General features: G+C 74.6%; 17 protein-coding genes. 7 read left to right on the top strand and 10 right to left on the bottom strand.

Going from position 1 to position 18,344, the window contains the following annotated elements; all coding sequences use genetic code 11:
- Nucleotides 1–83: 83 nt before the first annotated feature.
- Nucleotides 84–509: an OsmC family protein gene (locus ACIOWN_RS13280; protein WP_358730097.1), complete on the bottom strand. Its 426-nt coding sequence runs from the start codon at nt 507–509 to the stop codon at nt 84–86.
- Between the two features lie 161 nt (nt 510–670).
- Between ACIOWN_RS13280 and ACIOWN_RS13285 the strand changes: the two genes are divergently transcribed.
- Together ACIOWN_RS13285 and ACIOWN_RS13290 are read left to right on the top strand one after the other, a co-directional pair.
- Nucleotides 671–1,438 carry a tetratricopeptide repeat protein gene (locus tag ACIOWN_RS13285; protein WP_401982211.1) on the top strand — a complete coding sequence of 256 codons (768 nt, stop codon included), beginning with the start codon at nt 671–673 and terminating at the stop codon, nt 1,436–1,438.
- Nucleotides 1,428–3,995: a VWA domain-containing protein gene (locus ACIOWN_RS13290; protein ID WP_401982213.1), complete on the top strand. Its 2,568-nt coding sequence runs from the start codon at nt 1,428–1,430 to the stop codon at nt 3,993–3,995. The genes ACIOWN_RS13285 and ACIOWN_RS13290 overlap by 11 nt, the downstream gene beginning before the upstream one ends.
- Nucleotides 3,996–4,097: 102 nt before the next feature.
- On the opposite strand, the gene ACIOWN_RS13295 is transcribed toward ACIOWN_RS13290, so the two are convergent.
- Together ACIOWN_RS13295 and ACIOWN_RS13300 are read right to left on the bottom strand one after the other, a co-directional pair.
- Nucleotides 4,098–6,176, bottom strand: a complete 2,079-nt coding sequence (locus ACIOWN_RS13295) for a phage holin family protein (RefSeq protein ID WP_401982216.1) — start codon at nt 6,174–6,176, stop codon at nt 4,098–4,100.
- Between the two features lie 152 nt (nt 6,177–6,328).
- Nucleotides 6,329–6,766 carry a hypothetical protein gene (locus ACIOWN_RS13300; protein WP_362353672.1) on the bottom strand — a complete coding sequence of 146 codons (438 nt, stop codon included), beginning with the start codon at nt 6,764–6,766 and terminating at the stop codon, nt 6,329–6,331.
- A gap of 86 nt (nt 6,767–6,852) precedes the next feature.
- Between ACIOWN_RS13300 and ACIOWN_RS13305 the strand changes: the two genes are divergently transcribed.
- Both ACIOWN_RS13305 and ACIOWN_RS13310 read left to right on the top strand, forming a co-directional pair.
- Complete coding sequence (locus tag ACIOWN_RS13305; protein WP_401982218.1) at nt 6,853–7,626, top strand: MBL fold metallo-hydrolase; 774 nt, start codon at nt 6,853–6,855, stop codon at nt 7,624–7,626.
- A complete protein-coding gene (locus ACIOWN_RS13310; RefSeq protein WP_362353668.1) occupies nt 7,623–8,264 on the top strand; it encodes a VTT domain-containing protein in 642 nt (213 codons plus the stop codon). The genes ACIOWN_RS13305 and ACIOWN_RS13310 overlap by 4 nt, the downstream gene beginning before the upstream one ends.
- A gap of 51 nt (nt 8,265–8,315) precedes the next feature.
- Here ACIOWN_RS13310 and ACIOWN_RS13315 read toward each other — a convergent pair whose 3' ends face one another.
- From ACIOWN_RS13315 to ACIOWN_RS13330, 4 genes are all read right to left on the bottom strand, one after another.
- Entirely contained in the window at nt 8,316–9,392 is a 1,077-nt protein-coding gene (locus tag ACIOWN_RS13315) for an MBL fold metallo-hydrolase (protein ID WP_401982221.1), read from the bottom strand.
- Nucleotides 9,389–10,639: an aminotransferase class I/II-fold pyridoxal phosphate-dependent enzyme gene (locus tag ACIOWN_RS13320; RefSeq protein WP_362353664.1), complete on the bottom strand. Its 1,251-nt coding sequence runs from the start codon at nt 10,637–10,639 to the stop codon at nt 9,389–9,391. The genes ACIOWN_RS13315 and ACIOWN_RS13320 overlap by 4 nt, the downstream gene beginning before the upstream one ends.
- A 153-nt stretch (nt 10,640–10,792) precedes the next feature.
- Nucleotides 10,793–11,671: a hypothetical protein gene (locus tag ACIOWN_RS13325; RefSeq protein ID WP_362353662.1), complete on the bottom strand. Its 879-nt coding sequence runs from the start codon at nt 11,669–11,671 to the stop codon at nt 10,793–10,795.
- A 212-nt stretch (nt 11,672–11,883) separates the two neighbouring features.
- Nucleotides 11,884–12,678, bottom strand: a complete 795-nt coding sequence (locus ACIOWN_RS13330) for an RNA polymerase sigma factor SigF (protein ID WP_362353660.1) — start codon at nt 12,676–12,678, stop codon at nt 11,884–11,886.
- A gap of 312 nt (nt 12,679–12,990) precedes the next feature.
- Here ACIOWN_RS13330 and ACIOWN_RS13335 point away from each other — a divergent pair, with 312 nt between their 5' ends.
- Nucleotides 12,991–13,392, top strand: coding sequence for a DUF2795 domain-containing protein (locus ACIOWN_RS13335; protein WP_362353658.1), 402 nt, complete (start codon nt 12,991–12,993; stop codon nt 13,390–13,392).
- Between the two features lie 361 nt (nt 13,393–13,753).
- Nucleotides 13,754–14,287 (top strand): type 1 glutamine amidotransferase domain-containing protein, encoded by a 534-nt coding sequence (locus ACIOWN_RS13340; protein ID WP_362353656.1) that lies wholly within the window; start codon nt 13,754–13,756, stop codon nt 14,285–14,287.
- A 241-nt stretch (nt 14,288–14,528) separates the two neighbouring features.
- Here ACIOWN_RS13340 and ACIOWN_RS13345 read toward each other — a convergent pair whose 3' ends face one another.
- Complete coding sequence (locus ACIOWN_RS13345; RefSeq protein ID WP_100566769.1) at nt 14,529–14,777, bottom strand: DUF6158 family protein; 249 nt, start codon at nt 14,775–14,777, stop codon at nt 14,529–14,531.
- Between the two features lie 87 nt (nt 14,778–14,864).
- Between ACIOWN_RS13345 and ACIOWN_RS13350 the strand changes: the two genes are divergently transcribed.
- A complete protein-coding gene (locus tag ACIOWN_RS13350) occupies nt 14,865–15,980 on the top strand; it encodes a Vms1/Ankzf1 family peptidyl-tRNA hydrolase (protein WP_362353654.1) in 1,116 nt (371 codons plus the stop codon).
- Nucleotides 15,981–16,005: 25 nt separating this feature from the next.
- On the opposite strand, the gene ACIOWN_RS13355 is transcribed toward ACIOWN_RS13350, so the two are convergent.
- Entirely contained in the window at nt 16,006–17,625 is a 1,620-nt protein-coding gene (locus tag ACIOWN_RS13355) for an ABC-F family ATP-binding cassette domain-containing protein (RefSeq protein WP_401982227.1), read from the bottom strand.
- 42 nt (nt 17,626–17,667) lie between these two features.
- Nucleotides 17,668–18,321: a histidine phosphatase family protein gene (locus ACIOWN_RS13360; RefSeq protein WP_362353651.1), complete on the bottom strand. Its 654-nt coding sequence runs from the start codon at nt 18,319–18,321 to the stop codon at nt 17,668–17,670.
- Nucleotides 18,322–18,344: the final 23 nt, after the last annotated feature.

Here is an 18,344-nt window from a genome sequence, read left to right on the forward strand (position 1 = left end):
ACCCGCCGCCTGCCGCTTCACCCGGGAACAGCGATGCCGCGCCCCGGACGAGGGGCGCGGCATCGTCGGACGTGCGTCTCGCGTCAGGCGAGCTTGGCGTCCAGGGTGATCGTCGTACCGGTCAGGGCCTGGCTGACCGGGCAGTTCTTCTTGGCCTCCTCGGCGGCGGCGACGAACGCGTCGTTGTCGATGCCGGGGACCGTGCCCTCGACGCTGAGGTGGATGCCCGTGATGCCCTCGCCCGGCTGGAAGGTGACGTCGGCCTTCGTGCGCAGGGTGGTGGGCGGGGTGCCGGCGCCGGCCAGGCCGTGCGACAGCGCCATGGAGAAGCAGCTCGAGTGGGCGGCGGCGATCAGCTCCTCGGGGCTGGTCTTCCCGTTCGCCTGCTCGGCGCGCGACGGCCACGACACCGGCTGCTCGCCGATGCCGGAGGAGTCGAAGGTGACGACGCCGTTGCCCTCGAGCAGGTTGCCTTCCCAGACGGTGTGAGCGGTTCGCGTGGTTGCCACGGTGGTTCCATACCTTTCGCCTACGTTCCCGTTGCCGGGATTCCGTGACGCCATCCGATCACATCCGCGACACGTACATCCACAGAACCGGGCCGCGACCTGCCGGAGAAGCTGCGCGAATCGCCTGCCGGACGCCGGGGGGAGGCCCTACAGTCCGTGCCATGGTCGAACTCTTCCAAGTCCTCGGGGGAATCGCGGGATTTGGTGGGGTCGCTCTCGGTGTCCTCTACCTGCTCTACCGGGACCTCGTGCGCGACATCATCCGCAGGCGGATGTTCAGGACGCTCACGTCGGCGCAGGCGACCGCCCTGTTCGGGGCCGTGGTCGTGCTGGCCTTCGTCGTGGCGATCCTCGGGATCTTCGCCACCCTCGCCGAAAGCAGGGGCGTGCGGCAGTTCCTCGTCCTTGTGGGCATGCTGCTGCTGTTCCTGCTGGCCGTGCTGTTCATCGCGGTGCGCGTGGTCACCGGCCCGGCCCGCACGAGGGCCGGTGGCGCGGAGCGCAGGCTCGCCGCGGTGCGCCGGCACGTCGAGAGCGGGGAGCCCGACCAGGCGGAACGCGCCCTCGAGGCGTCCCGGCCGGACCGCGAGTCGTCCGGGTTCTGGTACTGGAAGGCCAGGATCGCGCTGGTCAGGTCCAACCTCGACGTGGCGTACGGCTATGTGGAGGAGGCGCTGAGGCTGGACGCCCGTGACCCGTACAGCATCGCGCTGAAGATAGAGCTGCTCCTGCTGGCGGGCGACTCCGAGCGGCGTGATCGAGCCGCTCGGCTGTCGGTCGAGACCACCGGCCTGAGCGGCGAACTCGACGCCTGGCTGCGCCGGTTGCGGGCCGAGGGAATGTTCGGCGGTGGGGTGCGCACGCGCACGGAACTCGAGGCGCGGTGCCCGCTCCCCACCCGTACTGCGGAGGATGTCCATGCGGAGTGAGCGGAGCGGGTCCAGGGAGGAGCGGAAGGCGGTCGTCCTCCTTGCGCCGGTCACCGACGCGGGCGGGGGCGCGGACGGCGGGCCGAAGGCTCTCCTGCGGGAGGCACTGCTCTCGGCGGCCGGGGCGGGGCTGAGTCCGGTGACCACGGTGGCCCGCACGGCCGAAGAGGCCGACGCGCTGCTCGCCCGGCATCCGGACGCGCTGCTCCTGATCCACCCGGGCGCCCGGCTCCCGGGCCGCCCGCGCCCCACGCCGGGCGGCGCGCTGTGGGACCTCCTGCGCTGCGGAGCCGGACTGCGGCTGTGCGAGCCGGTGGCCGCGGGCCCGCGCCCGCGGGAGGCCTCCGCCGTGGAGGGCACCTCGTCGCCGGGGCCCCTGGGCCCGGACGACGAGGTGCGGCTGGCGCTGCTGGTGGTGGAACTGCCTCGGGAGGGCGCCCCGGCCGAGTCCGGACGGGCGTTGCGCGCCGAGCGCGCGCCGCTGTGCCGGGACTTCGCGGCCCGTATCGGCCTCCCGGCCGGACCGGTGCTCGGGGAGGACGTCGAGGACTGGGCGGCGGAGCTGCGGCGGGCCGCGTACCGGCCCCTGTCGCGGACGGCGGTCGTGCACCCCGGGATCACGGCACCCGCCCCGGACAGCCCGGACGCCCTGCTGTGGGGATGGCTGCGAGCGGGCCGGGAGATCCGGTCGGCGTTCGCCCCGCACGTTGACGGGTTCCTCCAGCGGCGATCGTTGAGGGCGTCCCAGGAGCAGTCCGCCGACATCCGGGTCACCCGGCTGGGTGGTCCGTCTCCGGACCTTGACGAGGAACGCTTCTCCACCCCGGCGGGCCGGTCGTACCCGCCGCGCGGCACACCTCCTCCTGCGACGGGGTCCCCCGGGCCGGTCGGGTCACCGCTGTCCGGAGGCAACGAAAGCGACTGCGCTGCCCCCGCGCAGCGGCGCGCCATCAGCCATGACCCCCACCCGCCCCTGTTCCGCCGCACCGGGCGGCCCCTCCCCCACGACGGACTCTTCATCCGCCGCAACAGCGCCTTCGGCACCCGTTCGCCCCTCGGCGTGCGGGACCTCATCGAGCAGGGCGTGATCATCGGGCAGGAGCAGATCCGGTTCGACGACTTCGTGGCCGCCCGCACCGATCAGGTGCCCGGTCCGCCGCCCGGCCGGGCCGTCGGTGTCAGCCACGGGCTCGCGGCCGCGCAGGGCGAGTTCAGGGCCGACGAGGCGACGACCCACTTCCTGGAGATCACGCTCAAGGCCGACGAGGCGCACCCCGGTGACGCCCCCGCCGAGCCCCTGCCCGTGAACTTCGTCCTCGTCGTGGACACCAGCGGCTCGATGCACGGCGAGAAGCTCGACTGCGTCAAGGAGGCCCTCCAGCTCCTCTACGACCGGCTGCGGCCCGCGGACTTCCTGGGCGTGATCACCTTCGACCACCACGTCCGCACGGTGCTGCCCGCCACCGCCAAGCGGGAGCTGCCGCGCGAGCGGTTCGCCGAGGTGGTGGCCCGCCTGAGAGCCGGCGGCGGCACGGACCTCGACCTCGGTGTGCAGTACGGCATCGACGAGATCGGCCGGAACGCCCTCGACGGACGCACGGTCAACTGCCTGTACCTGTTCTCCGACGGCGATCCGACCTCCGGCGAACTGGACTGGGTCAGGATCCGCACGAACACCGCGGCCAAGCTCCGCGGCGACCTGACCGTGTCGTGCTTCGGCTTCGGCTCCGACGCCCGGATGCCCGAGCTGGCGGCGCTGGCCGGGCTGGCCGGCGGTCACTCGACGTTCGTCACACGGCCCGAGCAGGTGGGCACGGACCTGCTCGCCGACCTGGAGCGGCGCGACCATCTGGCCGCCATCGACATCCAGCTGCGCCTCGACATCGCCCCGGACGTGGAGATCCGGCACCTGTACGGGCATGACCTGGTCACCGACCCGCGGGCGCGGGCCGCGGTGCTGCGCGAGGCGGCCCAGGCGGCCGAGCGTGCCCGGCGGGACTACGGCACCGAGGCCCTCCCGGACCTCGTCACCGAGGAGACCGGCATCCGGATCTTCGCGCCCGACCTCGCGTTCGGGGAGACGTACTGGATCGTCCTCGAACTGACCGTGCCACCGGGCGGTGAACCACGTCCGCTGGGCACCGGGGCCGTGCAGTACGTCGACACCGTCGCCCGCGAGGGGCACCGGCACGAACTCGACCTGGCCGCGGGCCTCACTCTCGCCGAGGAGACCGTGACCGTGCACGCGGTGGGCCTGTGGACCAGCGAGGTCACCTTCCACGCGCTGGACGACCTGTACGACCGCGACCGGGACACGGCCACGAAGCGGCTGCGGGAGCACATCCGCGTGCTGCGGGCCGCGCACAGCCGGCTGCCGGCGCGGGAGTTCCGCGACGACCAGGTCACCCTGCAGAAGCTGATCACCCTGACCGGCTCGCTGGACAGGGTGGTGTCGTTCAGCGACCAGCCGCACGGGCCGGGCGGCGGCATGGCGCCCGCGGTCATGGTGATGAGCGACTTCGGCCGGGTCCGGTCGGGCTTCTGGCCGCACCGCTGAACCACTGACCGAACGGGCCGGAGTCCCGGGCGGCCGGGCTCGGGCGGCCGGGCTCGAACGGCCCCTGAGGTCGCCTCCTCCGGGGCCGGGCGGATCCCGGGGTCAGGCGGCGCGCTCCTCCGGTTCGGCGGTGAGCGGTGCCCCGGTTCCGGCGGCCTCGCGCAGCCAGCGCCGCAGCACGCGGTGGACGTGCTCGGCGCCGACGAGTTCCTCGCCCTCCGCGACCGGCGGGGAGCAGTCGAGCGGCGACAGCAGGAACGGGCGGCCCTGCGCGCCGCCGAGGCCGCCGTGGGAGCCGATCTGCTCCTCGAAGGCGAGCACCTCCCCGTCGGCCGGGTCGTGGCTGGAGTTGACCATGATGTCGGCGGTGTGCGGGAAGGAGTGGGTGCGGCGTACCGCGTCGGCCGCGCCGGGGCCGAAGACGGCCAGCGGACCGGGGTCGGTGTCCAGCTCGGCCAGCGGTATTCGTACGCCGCGCGGGCCGAGGACGACACCGCCGTGCTCCTCGCTGCGCACGAGCAGGAAGCCGACGCCAGGGTGGTCGGCGAGCGTGGACAGCAGCGCGGGGTGGCGGGCGTCGATCTCCTCCTGGCTCATGCGGTGCGGCACGCCCGGGAAGGAGACCAGGCCCAGGTTCCCGGAGGCCAGCACGACGGGCTCGGGGCGGCGGGAGGGCCGCCGGTCCTCGCCGCTCTCCTCGACCGGGCGGCCCAGCGCGGCCCGTACGGCGGCCCGGGCCTCGGCGCCACTGCGTGTCCTGTCAGCCCGGCGCGGCACAGGCAGTCCACAGCCGGCCCGGACCAGGTCGCCCAGGGTCAGGCCGTAGCGGGAGCGGAAGGTCTCGCCGGGGCTCTGGCCGTGGTCGGACAGGAGGACGAACCGGTACGGGCGCGGGGCGTGCTCGGCGACCTTCTCGATCAGCGCCAGCGAACGGTCCAGGCGCCGCAGCACCTGCGCCGCGTCCCGGCTGTGCGGCCCGGAGTGGTGGGCCACCTCGTCGTACGCCACCAGGTCGGCGTAGACGGCGGTGCGCCCGGCGAGCAGGTCGCCCATCACCGCGGCCACGACGACGTCCCGCTCGACGACCGTCGCGAAGGCGCGGACCAGCGGGTACAGGCCGCCGCGGGAGACACGCGGGCGCTCCTCGCGGAGCCGGGCGCGCAGGGACTGGCCGATCTCGCGGCCGGTCTCGGCGACGAAGGACAGGAAGGTGCGGACGGCGTTGGCGGGGTCGGAGAAGTAGGCGAAGTAGCCCGCGCGGGAGCGGCTGCCGCGGTCGCGGCGGACCGCCACCGACAGGACGAGGGCGAGTTCGCCGGCGCCGCCGCCGAAGAGGTTGCCGCGGCTGGCCCCGTCGGCGGTGAGCAGTCCGCCGTCGCCGGTGCGCCGTACGGCGCGGCGCTGGAGTTCGACGGCGCTGCTGGGGCGGTTGCAGACCATCACCTCGCCGGTGTCCTTCTCGTACCAGCGGAAGGCAGGGACGTCGTGGTTGGACCCGTGCAGGATGCCGAGCTGGCTGGCGCCGGTCTGGCTGGACCAGTCGGTGCGCCAGGGGGTGAGCCGGTGGGTGGGCCCTGGTTCCCCCTCGCCGGCGCCGAGCCAGCGGGCCACGGTCGGCATCAGGCCCTCGTCGACCGCGTTCCGCAGCACGTCGTGGCCGACGCCGTCGAGCTGGACGACGACGGTGCCGGGGGTCGGCGAGCAGGGCCGCAGCCGTCCGCGGCGGCGGTCGGCGAGCCGGTGGAGCCGGCGCCGGTAGGCGTCGTCGTCGCGCACGGCGAGGGCGGCGCCGGTGGCCGAGGCGACCGCGGACATCGCCGCCGCCACGATGACGGCGGTCTCGGGGGCGGACTCCGCCTGGCCGGAGGGGGTGACGCGCAGGGCGAGCAGGAGCAGGGAGCCGTTGAGGAAGAACACCAGCAGCCCGAGGACCAGGGCGGGCACGAGCAGCAGCAGCCGGACGAGCAGCGGCCACACCACGGCCGACAGCACACCGAAGGCTCCCGCGCCGAGTGCGGCGGTCACGGCGATCGTGGTGGCGCTGTCGCCGTCGGGCGACTGCAACCGGAAGTCCGGCAGGATCCCGGCGAGTACCAGCAGGGTGACCGTGGAGACGGCCCACACCGTGACACTGCGCCCGACCTGACCGGCGGCCCGCCGCCACCGCCGCCCGCCACCCATGCCTGGCACATCCTCCGCTTCCGCCCCGCCCGGTGCCTCCGCACGGACGCGTCCCAGCTTGTCATACCCCCGCACAAACCACCGTGACCTGCGGTAACACCCACAAAGCGGTGAGGGCGGAGGGGTGAGCCAGGGGGTCAGCGAGTCAGGTGTCAGCGGCCGTCGTAGCCGGCGGTCGGCATGGAGAGGCGGCGGTGCACGCAGGCCTTCATCTGGGCGTCGTACGAGGGCTCGGCCTGGCCCACCGTCTCCACCCGGACTCCGCGCCGCGCGCACTCGTCGGTGAACTCCTCGACGGAGGACAGCGCCCGTTCCAGCACCCGCCGGCTGGGCGCGACGAACAGGTCCATGCCGGGGCGCACTCCCTCCCACAGGGCACTGTGGTCGGCGCGCAGCCCCCGGACAATCAGTTCCCGCGCGACCACGTAGCCGTGTTCGGCGGCCCAGCGGGCGCACATCGCGTGCTGGCTGCGGGAGTCCACCAGGAAGGGCTCGTCGTGCAGCTCCTCCAGGGGTGTCAGGCTCGCGATCGCCGTGACGCGGACGACCGCCGGGGCGTCCCCGCCGGGGGCATCCCGCACTTCTCCCATGGCGTCCCCCCTCACCTCCGGGTTTCCGCCGCCGACCCTACTCCTGCCCGTAGGCTCAGGGGGAGTCGCACGAAGGGGGCAAAGGAGTGCCGGTGGAGATCACCTGGTGGGGTCATGCCACCTGCACGGTCGAGGACTCGGACGTGCGCGTGCTGACCGATCCTCTGTTCGCCCGCCGGCTCGCGCACCTGCGGCGCCGCCGCGGCGCGCCACCGCCGCCCGCCGCCTGGCACGCGGACGTGGCCCTGGTCTCCCACCTGCACGCCGACCATCTGCACGTGCCCTCGCTGGCCCGGCTGGAGCCGGGCACGCGCCTACTGGTGCCCCGGGGCGCACTCGGGGCGGTCGCGGGACTGCGGCGGCTCGCCCGTCTGCGGATCACCGAGGTCACGCCGGGTGACCGGGTCGAGGTCGGCGGCCTCGTCGTACGGGTGGTGCCGGCCCGGCACGACGGGCGGCGGCTGCCGGTCGGACGGCACCGCTCGCCCGCGCTCGGCTACGTCGTCGAGGGCGAGGCGCGGACGTACTTCGCCGGGGACACCGGCCTGTTCGAGACGATGGCCGAGGAGGTCGGGCCGGTCGACGCGGCGCTGCTGCCGGTGGGCGGCTGGGGACCGTACCTCGGGGCGGGGCATCTGGACGCAGGGCGGGCGGCGCAGGCACTGGCCCGGCTGGCGCCGGGGAGCGCGGTGCCGGTGCACTACGGCACGTACTGGCCGATCGGGATGGATGCCGTGCGCCCCCATGAGTTCCATGCGCCGGGTGATGAGTTCGTGCGCCTGGCCGCCGAGCGTGCGCCGGGGGTCGCGGTGCACCGGCTCGGGCACGGCGAGAGTGTGCGCCTGGAGGGCGCCCGGTGATACGGATCGCCGCCGCCGTGACCTCGGTGGTGCCACCGGAGTCCACCCAGCAGGCACTGGGGTATCCCTCGCTGTTCCTGCTGGTGCTGATCGGGGCGCTGGTGCCGGTGGTGCCGACGGGCGCGCTGGTCAGTTCGGCGGCGGTGGTAGCGCTGCACCAGACGGCGCCGTTCTCGCTGGCGCTGGTGTTCGTGACGGCGTCGCTGGCCGCGTTCCTCGGGGACGCGGCCCTGTACTGGCTGGGGCGGCGCGGGCTGGGGTCGCGGAACGGGTCGCGGTGGCTGGAGGCGATCCGCACGCGCGCCCCGGAGGACCGGCTCGCGCAGGCGCAGCGGAAGCTGAACGAGCACGGCGTCGCGGTGCTCGTCCTGTCCCGCCTGGTCCCGGCGGGCCGCATACCGGTGATGCTGGCCTGTCTGCTGGCGAAGTGGCCGCTGCGCCGCTTCTCCCGCGGCAACCTTCCCGCCTGCCTGGCCTGGGCGGTCACGTACCAGCTGATCGGCATCCTCGGCGGCTCACTGTTCAAGGAGCCCTGGGAGGGCGTGGCCACCGCGATCGGACTGACCGTCCTGCTGGGCACGGCCCCCTCCGCCTGGCGCCGCCTGCGCCGCCTGATCCCGGCCCAGCGCTCGCAGTGAACGCGGGGCAGGGCCGCCGGACGGTCCCCGACCGTCCGGCGCGGCGCCGGCTCAGGTTCGCTTCAGGACGCGGGAGGCGCCCACCGGGAGGTCCCACAGGCGCTCTCGGGGGAGGCCGGCCTCCTGCCAGGCTCTGCGGACCCGGGTCAGAGGCTCCAGGAGGGGTTCGGCGGAGAGGACGAAGGTGCCCCAGTGCATGGGGGCCATGTGCCGGGCGCCGAGGTCCTGTGCGGCCCGGACGGCTTCCTCCGGGTCGCAGTGGACGTCGCTGAGCCACCAGCGGGGGTCGTAGGCGCCGATGGGAAGCAGGGCGAGGTCGATGCCGGGGTAGCGGCGGCCGATGCGGGAGAACCAGTGGCCGTAGCCCGTGTCCCCGGCGAAGTACACGCGCTGCCCGTCCGGGTCGGTGAGCACCCAGCCGCCCCACAGGCTGCGGCAGGTGTCGGTGAGCGTGCGCTTGGACCAGTGATGGGCGGGGACGAAGTCGAAGCGGACACCGGACAGTTCGGCCGCCTCCCACCAGTCCAGCTCGGTGACGCGGGTGAACCGGCGCCGCTGGAACCAGCGGCCGAGTCCGGCCGGCACGAACACCGGGGTGTCGCGCGGGAGTCGGCGCAGGGTGGGCGCGTCCAGGTGGTCGTAGTGGTTGTGGCTGATGACGACCGCGTCGACGGGCGGCAGCGCCTCCCAGGCGACACCGACGGGCGTGACCCGGGCCGGGGTGCCGATGATGCGGCGGGACCACACCGGGTCGGTCAGCACGGTCAGCCCGCCGATCCGGACCACCCAGCTGGCGTGCCCCGCCCAGCTGACGGCGACGGTACGGGTGTCCACGCGGGGCAGTCCGGCGGGCCGGTACGGCAGCAGCGGAATGTCGGCGAGGGCCTCCTTGTCCGGCCGCAGGGCGCCCTCGCGGGCGAACCGGGCGAAGGCCTTCAGCCCGGGCAGCGGGGCGGTGAGGCGGTCGTGGAAGGTACGCGGCCAGACCCGCCGCTCCCCCAGCGGCCGGGGTTCGGCCAGCGGCGGGACCGGGGCGGACGGAGAGGTCAGGAGGGACGAGACCGCCGGATCGCCGGTCTCCTGCGGGGTGGTGCTCGTGGACGTGGTCGACTCGGACTGCTGCGTCATCGAGGAGGCTCCCATCGCTGAGCGTCGTCACGGAGATCGTCGAGTACCGAATTCAGGGAGAGCAACGCGCGTTGCGGGTATGGCAGTTCCAACGGCGTGGGGGACAGCAGGCATTCCGCGCGTTCCTCGTCGGTGCGGCCGAGGAGTTCCGTGGTGGACAGCCGTACGCGCAGCGCGCCGAGGTCGTCGCCGAAGCGGTGGCCGCCGGGCACGGGCAGTCGCAGGCGGGCGGTGAGGAAGTCCTCCAACTCCTGTGCGTCGCCCACCGCGTGGGCGTCGAGAGCGGCGCGTAGCGGGCCGAGGTCGGCGTACAGGTGGCGGCCGGACTGCGGCGGCCGGGCGAGTGCGCCGGCGGCGACCACGGCTGCGTGGACGGCCCGCGCCACGCGCGCGTGCAGGCCTACCGCGGCCGTCCGGCGCGCGGTGACGGGACCGGGTTCGGCGAGGACGTAGGCGGCCGCGGCGGCGACCGGTTCGGCGATACGGGCGTCCAGCGCGGTGAGGATGTCGAGCACGCGCGCGTGCAGTGCCTCGCCGGTGGCTCCGGCGGGGAAGCGGGCGATCGCGGCGGGCCAGCCGGCGGGCAGGAACGCGCCGGCCAGATCGGTGACGACGGTGACCTGGTCGGGCAGCATCTCGGCGGGGCTGAGCAGCACCGTCTCGTGCGGCGCGTGCACGGTGTCCCGCCAGGTCTCGTCGCTGACCAGGTGCAGTCCCTCGGCGGTGGCGGCCTCGACGGTCTCGTGCAGCACCTCCGGCGGTGCCACGGTGGCGGTGGGGTCGTCGGCGACGGACAGGACGAGCAGCCGGGGGTCGCCGCCCTCGGCGCGGACTCTGCGGACGGTCTCCAGCAGGGCGTACGGATCGGGAACGCCGCCGCACTCGGCAGGGGTGGCCACGTGGAAGGCGGGGCTGCCCAGCAGGCGTGCGTACGGCGCCCACCAGGCCGCGCAGGGCCGGGGCACCAGGACGTCGCCGCCGAGTGCGGCGGTCAGCGCGAGCAGCAGTGCGGGGGCGCCGGGTGCGGCCGCGACCCGGCCGGGCGAGGTGGGCAGTCCGCGCCGCAGCCAGTAGCCGCAGGCGGCGTCCAGCAGTTCCGGGCCGCCGCCGATCGGTCTGCGCCGGGTCCGGTACGCGGCCCCGGCGAGCGCGGCGGACACCTCCGGCAGGACGGGCAGTCCGTCGTCGGGGAGGGCGGACGGTCCGTAGCGGACGGGGCCGTGTCCTTCCGGTTCCGTCCGCCGCATGGGTACCTCCGCGAAGTCCCTGATGCCGTGTGGTGCCGCCGCTTGGTCGCCCGGCGCGGGCCGTGCCTTCGGGCCTCCGTGTACCCCGGGTGACGCGGTCCCAAGGCCACCGGCCCGGCCGGGAAGGCCCCCGCACGGCGTCCGCCCGTCAGGTCAGCCGCCGGGCTTCGCGCGCCGCCACGCCCGGTGAACCGCCCCGCCGAGCGCCGCGAGGATCAGCGCGCCGCCACCGATCAGCGCGGGCAGGGACGCGGTGAACGACCCACCCGAACCGGCCTGTACGCCGTGCTGGGCCGGGTCCCGGTCCGCGTCGGCGGCGGACGGCCCCCGGGCGGGGTCCCGTGACTCCTGCGGGCGGGAGGGTTCAAAGGAAGCACCGCCGTTGAGATCGGGCGCGGCCTGGGCCCGGGACGGGTCGTAGGACGGGACGTCACGAGCGGTGTCGCGCGAGGCCGGGCCGGGGCCGGGCTCACGGGGAGAGCCCTGCGCGGACAGCCCGGGGGCCTGGTCACGGAGCGGAGTCTGCGCGGACAGCCCAGGGGCCGGGTCACGGGGAGGAGTCTGCGCGGACAGCCCGGGGGCCTGGTCACGGGGCCAAGTCTGCGCGGACCGGCCCTCCCCCGGATCACGCGGCGGAGTCCGCGCGGCCTGGAGACGGGAAGGGTCATGGGCCAACACGTCCTGCGGGACGGGATCCTGCGACGCGTCCACGTCCACCGGCACCGCCGTGCCCGCGTCACGGACCGCGCTCCCGGACGAACCCGCGCCCGGGGCACGCGGAGCCGTCGTGGACGGGGGCACGGGCATCGCACCGTATCTGCTCGTGCCGGACGCGGGAGCCGGTGCGCAGGTCTCCGCCGTGGCACGTGGGGTGGCGGCGCCTGCCGGGGCGCACGCCGCGGTGGCGACGGCACCCTCGGCCGGCGGGTGGGGCTGTACCGCCGGGGCCGCCAGGGCGGCCGAGGTGGCGCCGCCCGCGATGACTCCGGCCAGGACGGCGACGGGCAGGGCGCGGGGGACGGTACGGCGCATGAGCGGGGCTCCTCGGACCGGCGGCGGCTGACGGCACGGATTCGTGCCCTCGCTGCCATCACAGCCGCTGGGGCCGCGGGTCGCGCGCGGCCGAGCCCCATTAGCCTGACACCAACGGCCTATCGGGTGACGCCGGCGCGGGCGCGGGCGCGGCCACGGCGCGGCCGTCGGCCGCCCGGTGCCGCTGCCCCGCCCCGGACGACGGGCCGCGGCTACGCACCCTCCTGCATCACCTGCTCCCGCAGCCGGTCGCAGCACCGGCTGATCAGGCGGGACACGTGCATCTGCGAGATGCCGAGCTGCTCGGCGATCCGGCTCTGCGTCATGTCGCCGAAGAACCGCATGTAGAGGATGGCCCGCTCCCGTTCGGGCAGCGCCGCCAGCCGGTGCTTGACGGACTCGCGGTCCACCACGGTGTCCAGGGCGGGGTCGGAGGAGCCCAGGCAGTCGCCCAGGGAGTACCCGTCCTCGCTGCCGGACAGCTCCGCGTCGAGCGAGAGGGTGGTGAAGCTCTCCAGCGCCTCGAGGCCGTCCCGCACCTCCTCCTCGCTGAGGTGGGCGTGCTCGGCGATCTCGGCGAGGGTGGGGCCGCGGCCGGAGATCGTCCGGGACAGGTCCTGGGAGGCGAAGCGGACCCGGTTGCGCAGTTCCTGTACCCGGCGCGGGACGTGCACGGTCCACATGTGGTCGCGGAAGTGCCGTTTGATCTCACCGGTGATGGTGGGCACGGCGTAGCTCTCGAAGGCGTTCCCGCGCTCGGGGTCGTAGCGGTCGACCGCCTTGACCAGGCCGAGCGCGGCGACCTGGCGCAGATCCTCGGAGCTCTCGCCGCGGCTGCGGAACCGGCCGGCCAGCCGTTCGGCCATCGGCAGCCAGGCTTCCACTATCTCGTCGCGCAGTTCGTTCCGCCGCTGCCCCGGCGGAAGCGTGGCGAGCAGGCGGAAGGCCTCCGCGGTGTCGGGTGCGTCGTCGTGGGGGTGATGCCTGGCGCTCGCTCGCGTTGCCATGGTGAGTCGCAGCTCCCTCGCAGTCCTCTCGGGTGGACGGTCACCGTGGGAGCGCGGGCGCGTGAACCGGACGGCCGCGCCGTGGGGCGCGTTGCGCCGCTCCCACGGGCGTGCCTACGGTCCGAAGCACTGGGTCCGCGCCTGCCCCCGGTCCCGGGCGCCCAAACACGGCGCCCCCGCACCCCACCCGGACGGCCCTGCGCGACGGCCGGCGCACCGGCGGCACCCGGCCGTCATTCCGTCCCGGAAAACCGGTGTCGGCCCGCCGCGCACGGGTACGCGGTGGCCACCCCCGACGATCTGGAGGGAGACATGCAGCGAGGCAGTGACCGGCTGAGTGTCCACCGTGACGACGAGATGAAACACGAGCTGCAGGGGCTGCTCAGGTCCGGACATCCCACGCGGAGCGAGGAGTGGCACGACCCGGAGCCGACCGCCGAGGACGACCCGGAGGTGTGGGGCGGACCGGTGGCGCCGGGCGGCTCCCGGGCGTCGCTTGAGACCGTGCGCCTGGAGCTGGCCAGGATCCTGGGCCGCAGCGCCTTTCCCGCGGGTCCGGGCGAACTGGCCCGCGCGTTGCGGCGCAAGAACGCGCCCGACGCGCTGATCGAGGCGCTCCAGCGGCTGCCGAACAAGGCGCGCTACGCCAATGTGCAGGAGCTGGCCCGGGAGCTGACGCACAACGAGCGGCCCGCACGGGAGGACCGCGCCTAGGCCGTCCGGGCTCAGGCCGCCCTGCCCGGGCCTGTGCGCCCAGGCCGACGCGCTCGGGCCCGCCCACCGGGCCCGAGCCGGCGGGCGCCACGACGGGCCCCGCATGTCACGGCCGCACCGGCCGACCACGACGGTCCCCGCCACGACCGGACGGCACCCGGTTGGACGGGCCGACGCCCCGCGCGACGGGCCGGCGCCCAGCTTGGCGGCCGGATCGCACGCGGTGCGGACCGGACGGACGCGGTACGGACCGGACGCACGCGGTACGGCCGACTCCGTGCGGCGGCCGAGGCGAACAGAGAAGAGCGCCCCGAGGACGGCAACGCCCGTCCCCGGGGCGGTGAAAGGACGTTGAAGCATCATGCGCATCGCATTTCTGACCGCGCCCGAGGGCGTGGAACAGGTCGAGCTCACCGAACCCTGGAAGGCGGTGAAGGACGCCGGTCACGAGCCCGTGCTCGTCTCGACGAAGTCCGGGCGGATCCAGGCCTTCGACCACCTGGACAAGGCCGACACGTTCCCCGTGGACGCGGTCGTCGACGAGGCCTCCCCGGACTCCTTCGACGCGCTGGTCCTGCCGGGCGGCGTGGCCAACCCGGACTTCCTGCGGATGGACGAGAAGGCGGTGGCCTTCGTGGGCGCGTTCTTCGAGCAGGGACGCCCGGTGGCCGCGATCTGCCACGCGCCGTGGACGCTGGTCGAGGCGGACGTCGTACGGGGCCGGGTGCTGACCTCGTGGCCGAGTCTGCGCACGGACATCCGCAACGCGGGCGGCGTCTGGGTCGACGAGCAGGTGAAGGTCTGCGACCACGGCCCGAACAAGCTGATCACCAGCCGCAAGCCGGACGATCTGAAGGCGTTCTGCGAGACGTTCCTCGACGTCCTCGCCGCCTAGTGCCCCGACAGGCAACGTTCGCCCCGTCGCGACGCCCGGCACGCTCCCCCGAGCTCTTCGAGCAGGGGGACCCCCACTCGCCGCACCGGCCGAAAGCCCAAGTACGTCCAGTACGAGGACTTCCGGCCGGCACGCCGAGAGCACGCACCGGACGCCGCTCCTTCATGGGCAAACGTTGCCCGCCGCGGCACTAGAAAGCGGGTAGAAGGCGGGCCGAACCCGGAGGCGTCCGGGACGTTCTTCAGGTGCGGGGAGTCGCCGACTCCCCGCACCCGCGTTCCCGGGCCCCCTCGCGGGTGCGGCCGGAGGCGACCGGGCGGCGCGGATTGCGGCGCAGGTACTCGCCCTCGAGCTGCGCCATGCGCTCGTTGTGGGCGCGCAGCGCGTCGTTGGAGCCGTACAGCAGCGTGTCGTGGCGCGTGCGGTGGATCGTCTCCAGCTCCTTCATCAGCTGCTGGTCGTCCAGCCGTCCCGGGTCGACTCCGGTCATGGTGGTGCCCCGTTCGTCGTGTTCGTGACTGCGCTCCGGGTACCCGCCCGGCGTGCGGCACCACCGAACGGTCTCCGGGAGGGAGCCATGAATCTCGCCTTCCTGCATCCACTGTACGAACAGCCGGGCCCCTGGGCCTCCGTGTACGTCGACACCTCGCGGCACGCGGAGGACACGGCGCACCAGCTGGAGCTGACGGCCAGGGCGCTGGGGCGCGAGCTGGCCCGGCAGGGCGCGGACGAGGCCACCTGCCGTGCGGTGGAGGCGGCCGTGCGGGAGCTGCGCCACGCCCCCGACCCGCACGGGCGAGTGCTGTTCGCGCGGGCCGGCACGGTGGTGCTCGACCCGCTGCTGGCCCGTCCGCCGCAGGGCGGCAGCCGGGCGGAGTGGGCGCCGCTGCCGCGCGTGGCGCCGCTCCTCGACCTGGCGGGCGAGGATCCGGTCGCGATCGTCGCCTACGTGGACCGCAGGGGCGCGGACTTCGAGCTGCGCAGCTCGCTGGGCCGGCAGGACGCGGGGGCGGTGGTGGGGCAGGAGTGGCCCATCCACCTGACGGGGAGCGCCGACTGGTCGGAGCGGCACTTCCAGCTGAAGGTCGAGAACACCTGGGAGCACAACGCGGCGGAGATCGCCGACGCGCTCAGCGTCTGCCAGGAGGAGGCGGACGCTGACCTGCTGATCCTGGTCGGGGAGGACCGGGAGCGGCGCGAGGTGCGCGAGCGGCTGCCGAAGCGGCTGCACGACCGGGTGGCCGAGGCCGCCCACGGCACCGGCAGCCGGCTGCTGGACGAGGACGTGGAGCGGATCCGCGCCGAGCACGTGCGCCGGCGTGTGGAGTCCGGGCTGGACCGCTTCCGGGCGGCGCGCACACCGGACGACGAGGGCCGGTCGGCGGCCGCCGAGGGGGTGTCCGCGCTGGTCGAGGCGGCCCGCGAGCACCGTCTGGAGGAACTGCTGATCCGCCCGGACGGCGCCGACGCCCACCGCGAGGTGTGGATCGGCGAGGACGCCGACCAGCTCGCCGTGCGGCGTACGGAGCTGAGGGCGCTCGGCGAGCGGGACGCCTGGCCGGCCCGGGCCGACGACGCCCTGCTGCGTTCGGCGGTCTGCCAGGACGCGACGGCCCTGTCGCTGGACCCGGCGGTCCCCGTCGGCGAGGACGTCCCGTCGGGCGGCCTCGGCGCGGTCCTGCGCTGGAAGTGAGCGCTCCGGCGGCTGGGGCGGGGTGTCACCGCGCCCGCCGCACCCGCCGTTCGTCCCACACCGGCTCCGGGGTCTCGCGGACCCGGCCGTCGCTGCCGAAGACCAGGAACCGGTCGAAGGAGCGGGCGAACCAGCGGTCGTGGGTGACCGCGATGACCGTCCCCTCGAAGGCCTCCAGGCCTTCCTGGAGGGCCTCGGCGGAATCCAGGTCGAGGTTGTCGGTCGGCTCGTCCAGGAGCAGCGCGGTGGCGCCCGCCAGCTCGAGGAGCAGGATCTGGAACCGGGCCTGCTGTCCGCCGGAAAGCCGGTCGAAGGTCTGCTCGGCCTGGCCGGTCAGTTCGTAGCGGCGCAGCCGGGACATGGCGGCCCCGCGGTCCTGGGAGTGCTCCTTCCACAGGATGTCCAGCAGGGTGCGGCCCATCAGCTCGGGGTGTGCGTGGGTCTGGGCGAAGTGCCCGGGGACCACGCGCGCGCCGAGCTTCCACGCGCCGGTGTGCGCCACGTCCTCGCCCGCGAGCAACCGCAGGAAGTGCGACTTGCCGGAGCCGTTGGAGCCGAGCACCGCGACGCGTTCGCCGTAGAAGACCTCCAGGTCGAAGGGGTGCATCAGGCCGGTCAGCTCCAGGCCCTGGCAGGTGACGGCACGGACGCCGGTGCGGCCGCCCTTCAGGCGCATCCGGATGTCCTGCTCGCGCGGCGGCTCCGGCGGCGGCCCGGCCTCCTCGAACTTGCGCAGCCGGGTCTGGGCGGCCTGGTAGCGGGAGGCCATTTCATGGCTGACGGTGGCGGCCTGCCGCAGGTTCAGCACCAGCTTCTTCAGCTGTGCGTGCTTCTCGTCCCAGCGCCTGCGCAGCTCCTCGAAGCGGGCGAAGCGCTCGCGGCGGGCCTCGTGGTAGGTGGCGAAGCCGCCGCCGTGCACCCAGGCGTCCGCGCCGGCCGGGCCGGGTTCGAGGGAGACGATCCGGTCGGCGGCGCGGGCGAGCAGTTCACGGTCGTGCGAGACGAACAGGACCGTCTTGCGGGTCTCCTTCAGCCGCTCCTCCAGCCAGCGCTTGCCCGGCACGTCGAGGTAGTTGTCCGGCTCGTCGAGCAGCAGTACCTCGTCGGTGCCGCGCAGCAGCGCCTCCAGCACCAGCCGCTTCTGCTCGCCGCCGGACAGGGTGCTCACCTGCCGCCACTGCGCCTTGTCGTAGGGCACGCCGAGCGCGGCCGTGGTGCACATGTCCCACAGCGTCTCGGCCTCGTAGCCGCGCGCCTCCGCCCAGTCGGCGAGCGCCTGTGCGTACTGGAGCTGGGCGGCCTCGTCGTCGGCGGTCATGATGGCGTGCTCGGCCTCGTCGACGGCCCGCGCGGTCTGCCTCACCCGCGGCGGCGCGACCGACACGAGCAGCTCGCGCACGGTCGTCTCGTCCCGCACCGATCCCACGAACTGCCGCATCACGCCGAGGCCGCCGCTGACGGTCACGGTGCCGCCGTGCGGTTTCAGCTCGCCGGAGACCATGCGCAGCAGGGTGGTCTTGCCGGCGCCGTTGGGTCCGACGAGGGCCACGGCGGCCCCCTCTCCCACCCGGAAGGACACGTCGCCGAGCAGCGTCCTCCCGTCGGGGAGGACGTACTCCAGGTGCGCGGCTTCCAGATGTCCCATGGTCAGGCATTCTGACGGCGGCCGTACGGGCCCGGCAAACTCTTATCCGAAGTCCACGGGCCGTCCCGTCGGGCCGCTCTCCCGCGCCGGGGTGACGAGGGCGTCCGCCCACGCCAGGGCCGTCCATCCGGTCGGGGCCGAGCCCTGGAGGACCACCACCCCGGTGTTCTCCAGGGGGTGGGTGGCGGCGAACTCCGCGTCGAGGTTGCGGACGCGGACCGCGGTCCACAGGCGGATGGCAGCGCCGTGACTGACCAGGGCGACGGTTCCGGCGCCGTCCGCGGTGGCCTCGGCGACGACGGCGTCGTAGCGGGCCAGCACCTCGGTGCCGCTCTCGCCTCCGGGGATACGGGACCGGGTGTCACCGGCGGCCCAGCCCAGCAGCGTGCGCATGTACGTCCGGCCGCGCTCGGAGTCGCCCGGCTCCGTCTCCAGGTCGCCCGCGGACACCTCGCGGATGCCGTCGCGGACGATCACGTCGAGTCCGCGCTCGGCGGCCAGCGGCCGGGCGGTGAGCTGGGTGCGGACCAGGGTGGACGCGTAGAGCGCCTCGATCTCCTCCCCGGCGAGCGCCCGCGGCAGCGCCGCGGCCTGCTGTTCGCCGAGCCGCGTCAGGCCCGGCCCGGGGATCCGCGTGTCCAGCAGGTGGCCCACGTTGGAGAGGGTCTGGGCGTGGCGGATGAGGAGCAGACGCATGCGGGGTCCCTACGACGGCCGGT

The sequence above is a fragment of the Streptomyces sp. NPDC087787 genome (assembly GCF_044743035.1).
In the GTDB taxonomy this organism is placed as follows: domain Bacteria; phylum Actinomycetota; class Actinomycetes; order Streptomycetales; family Streptomycetaceae; genus Streptomyces.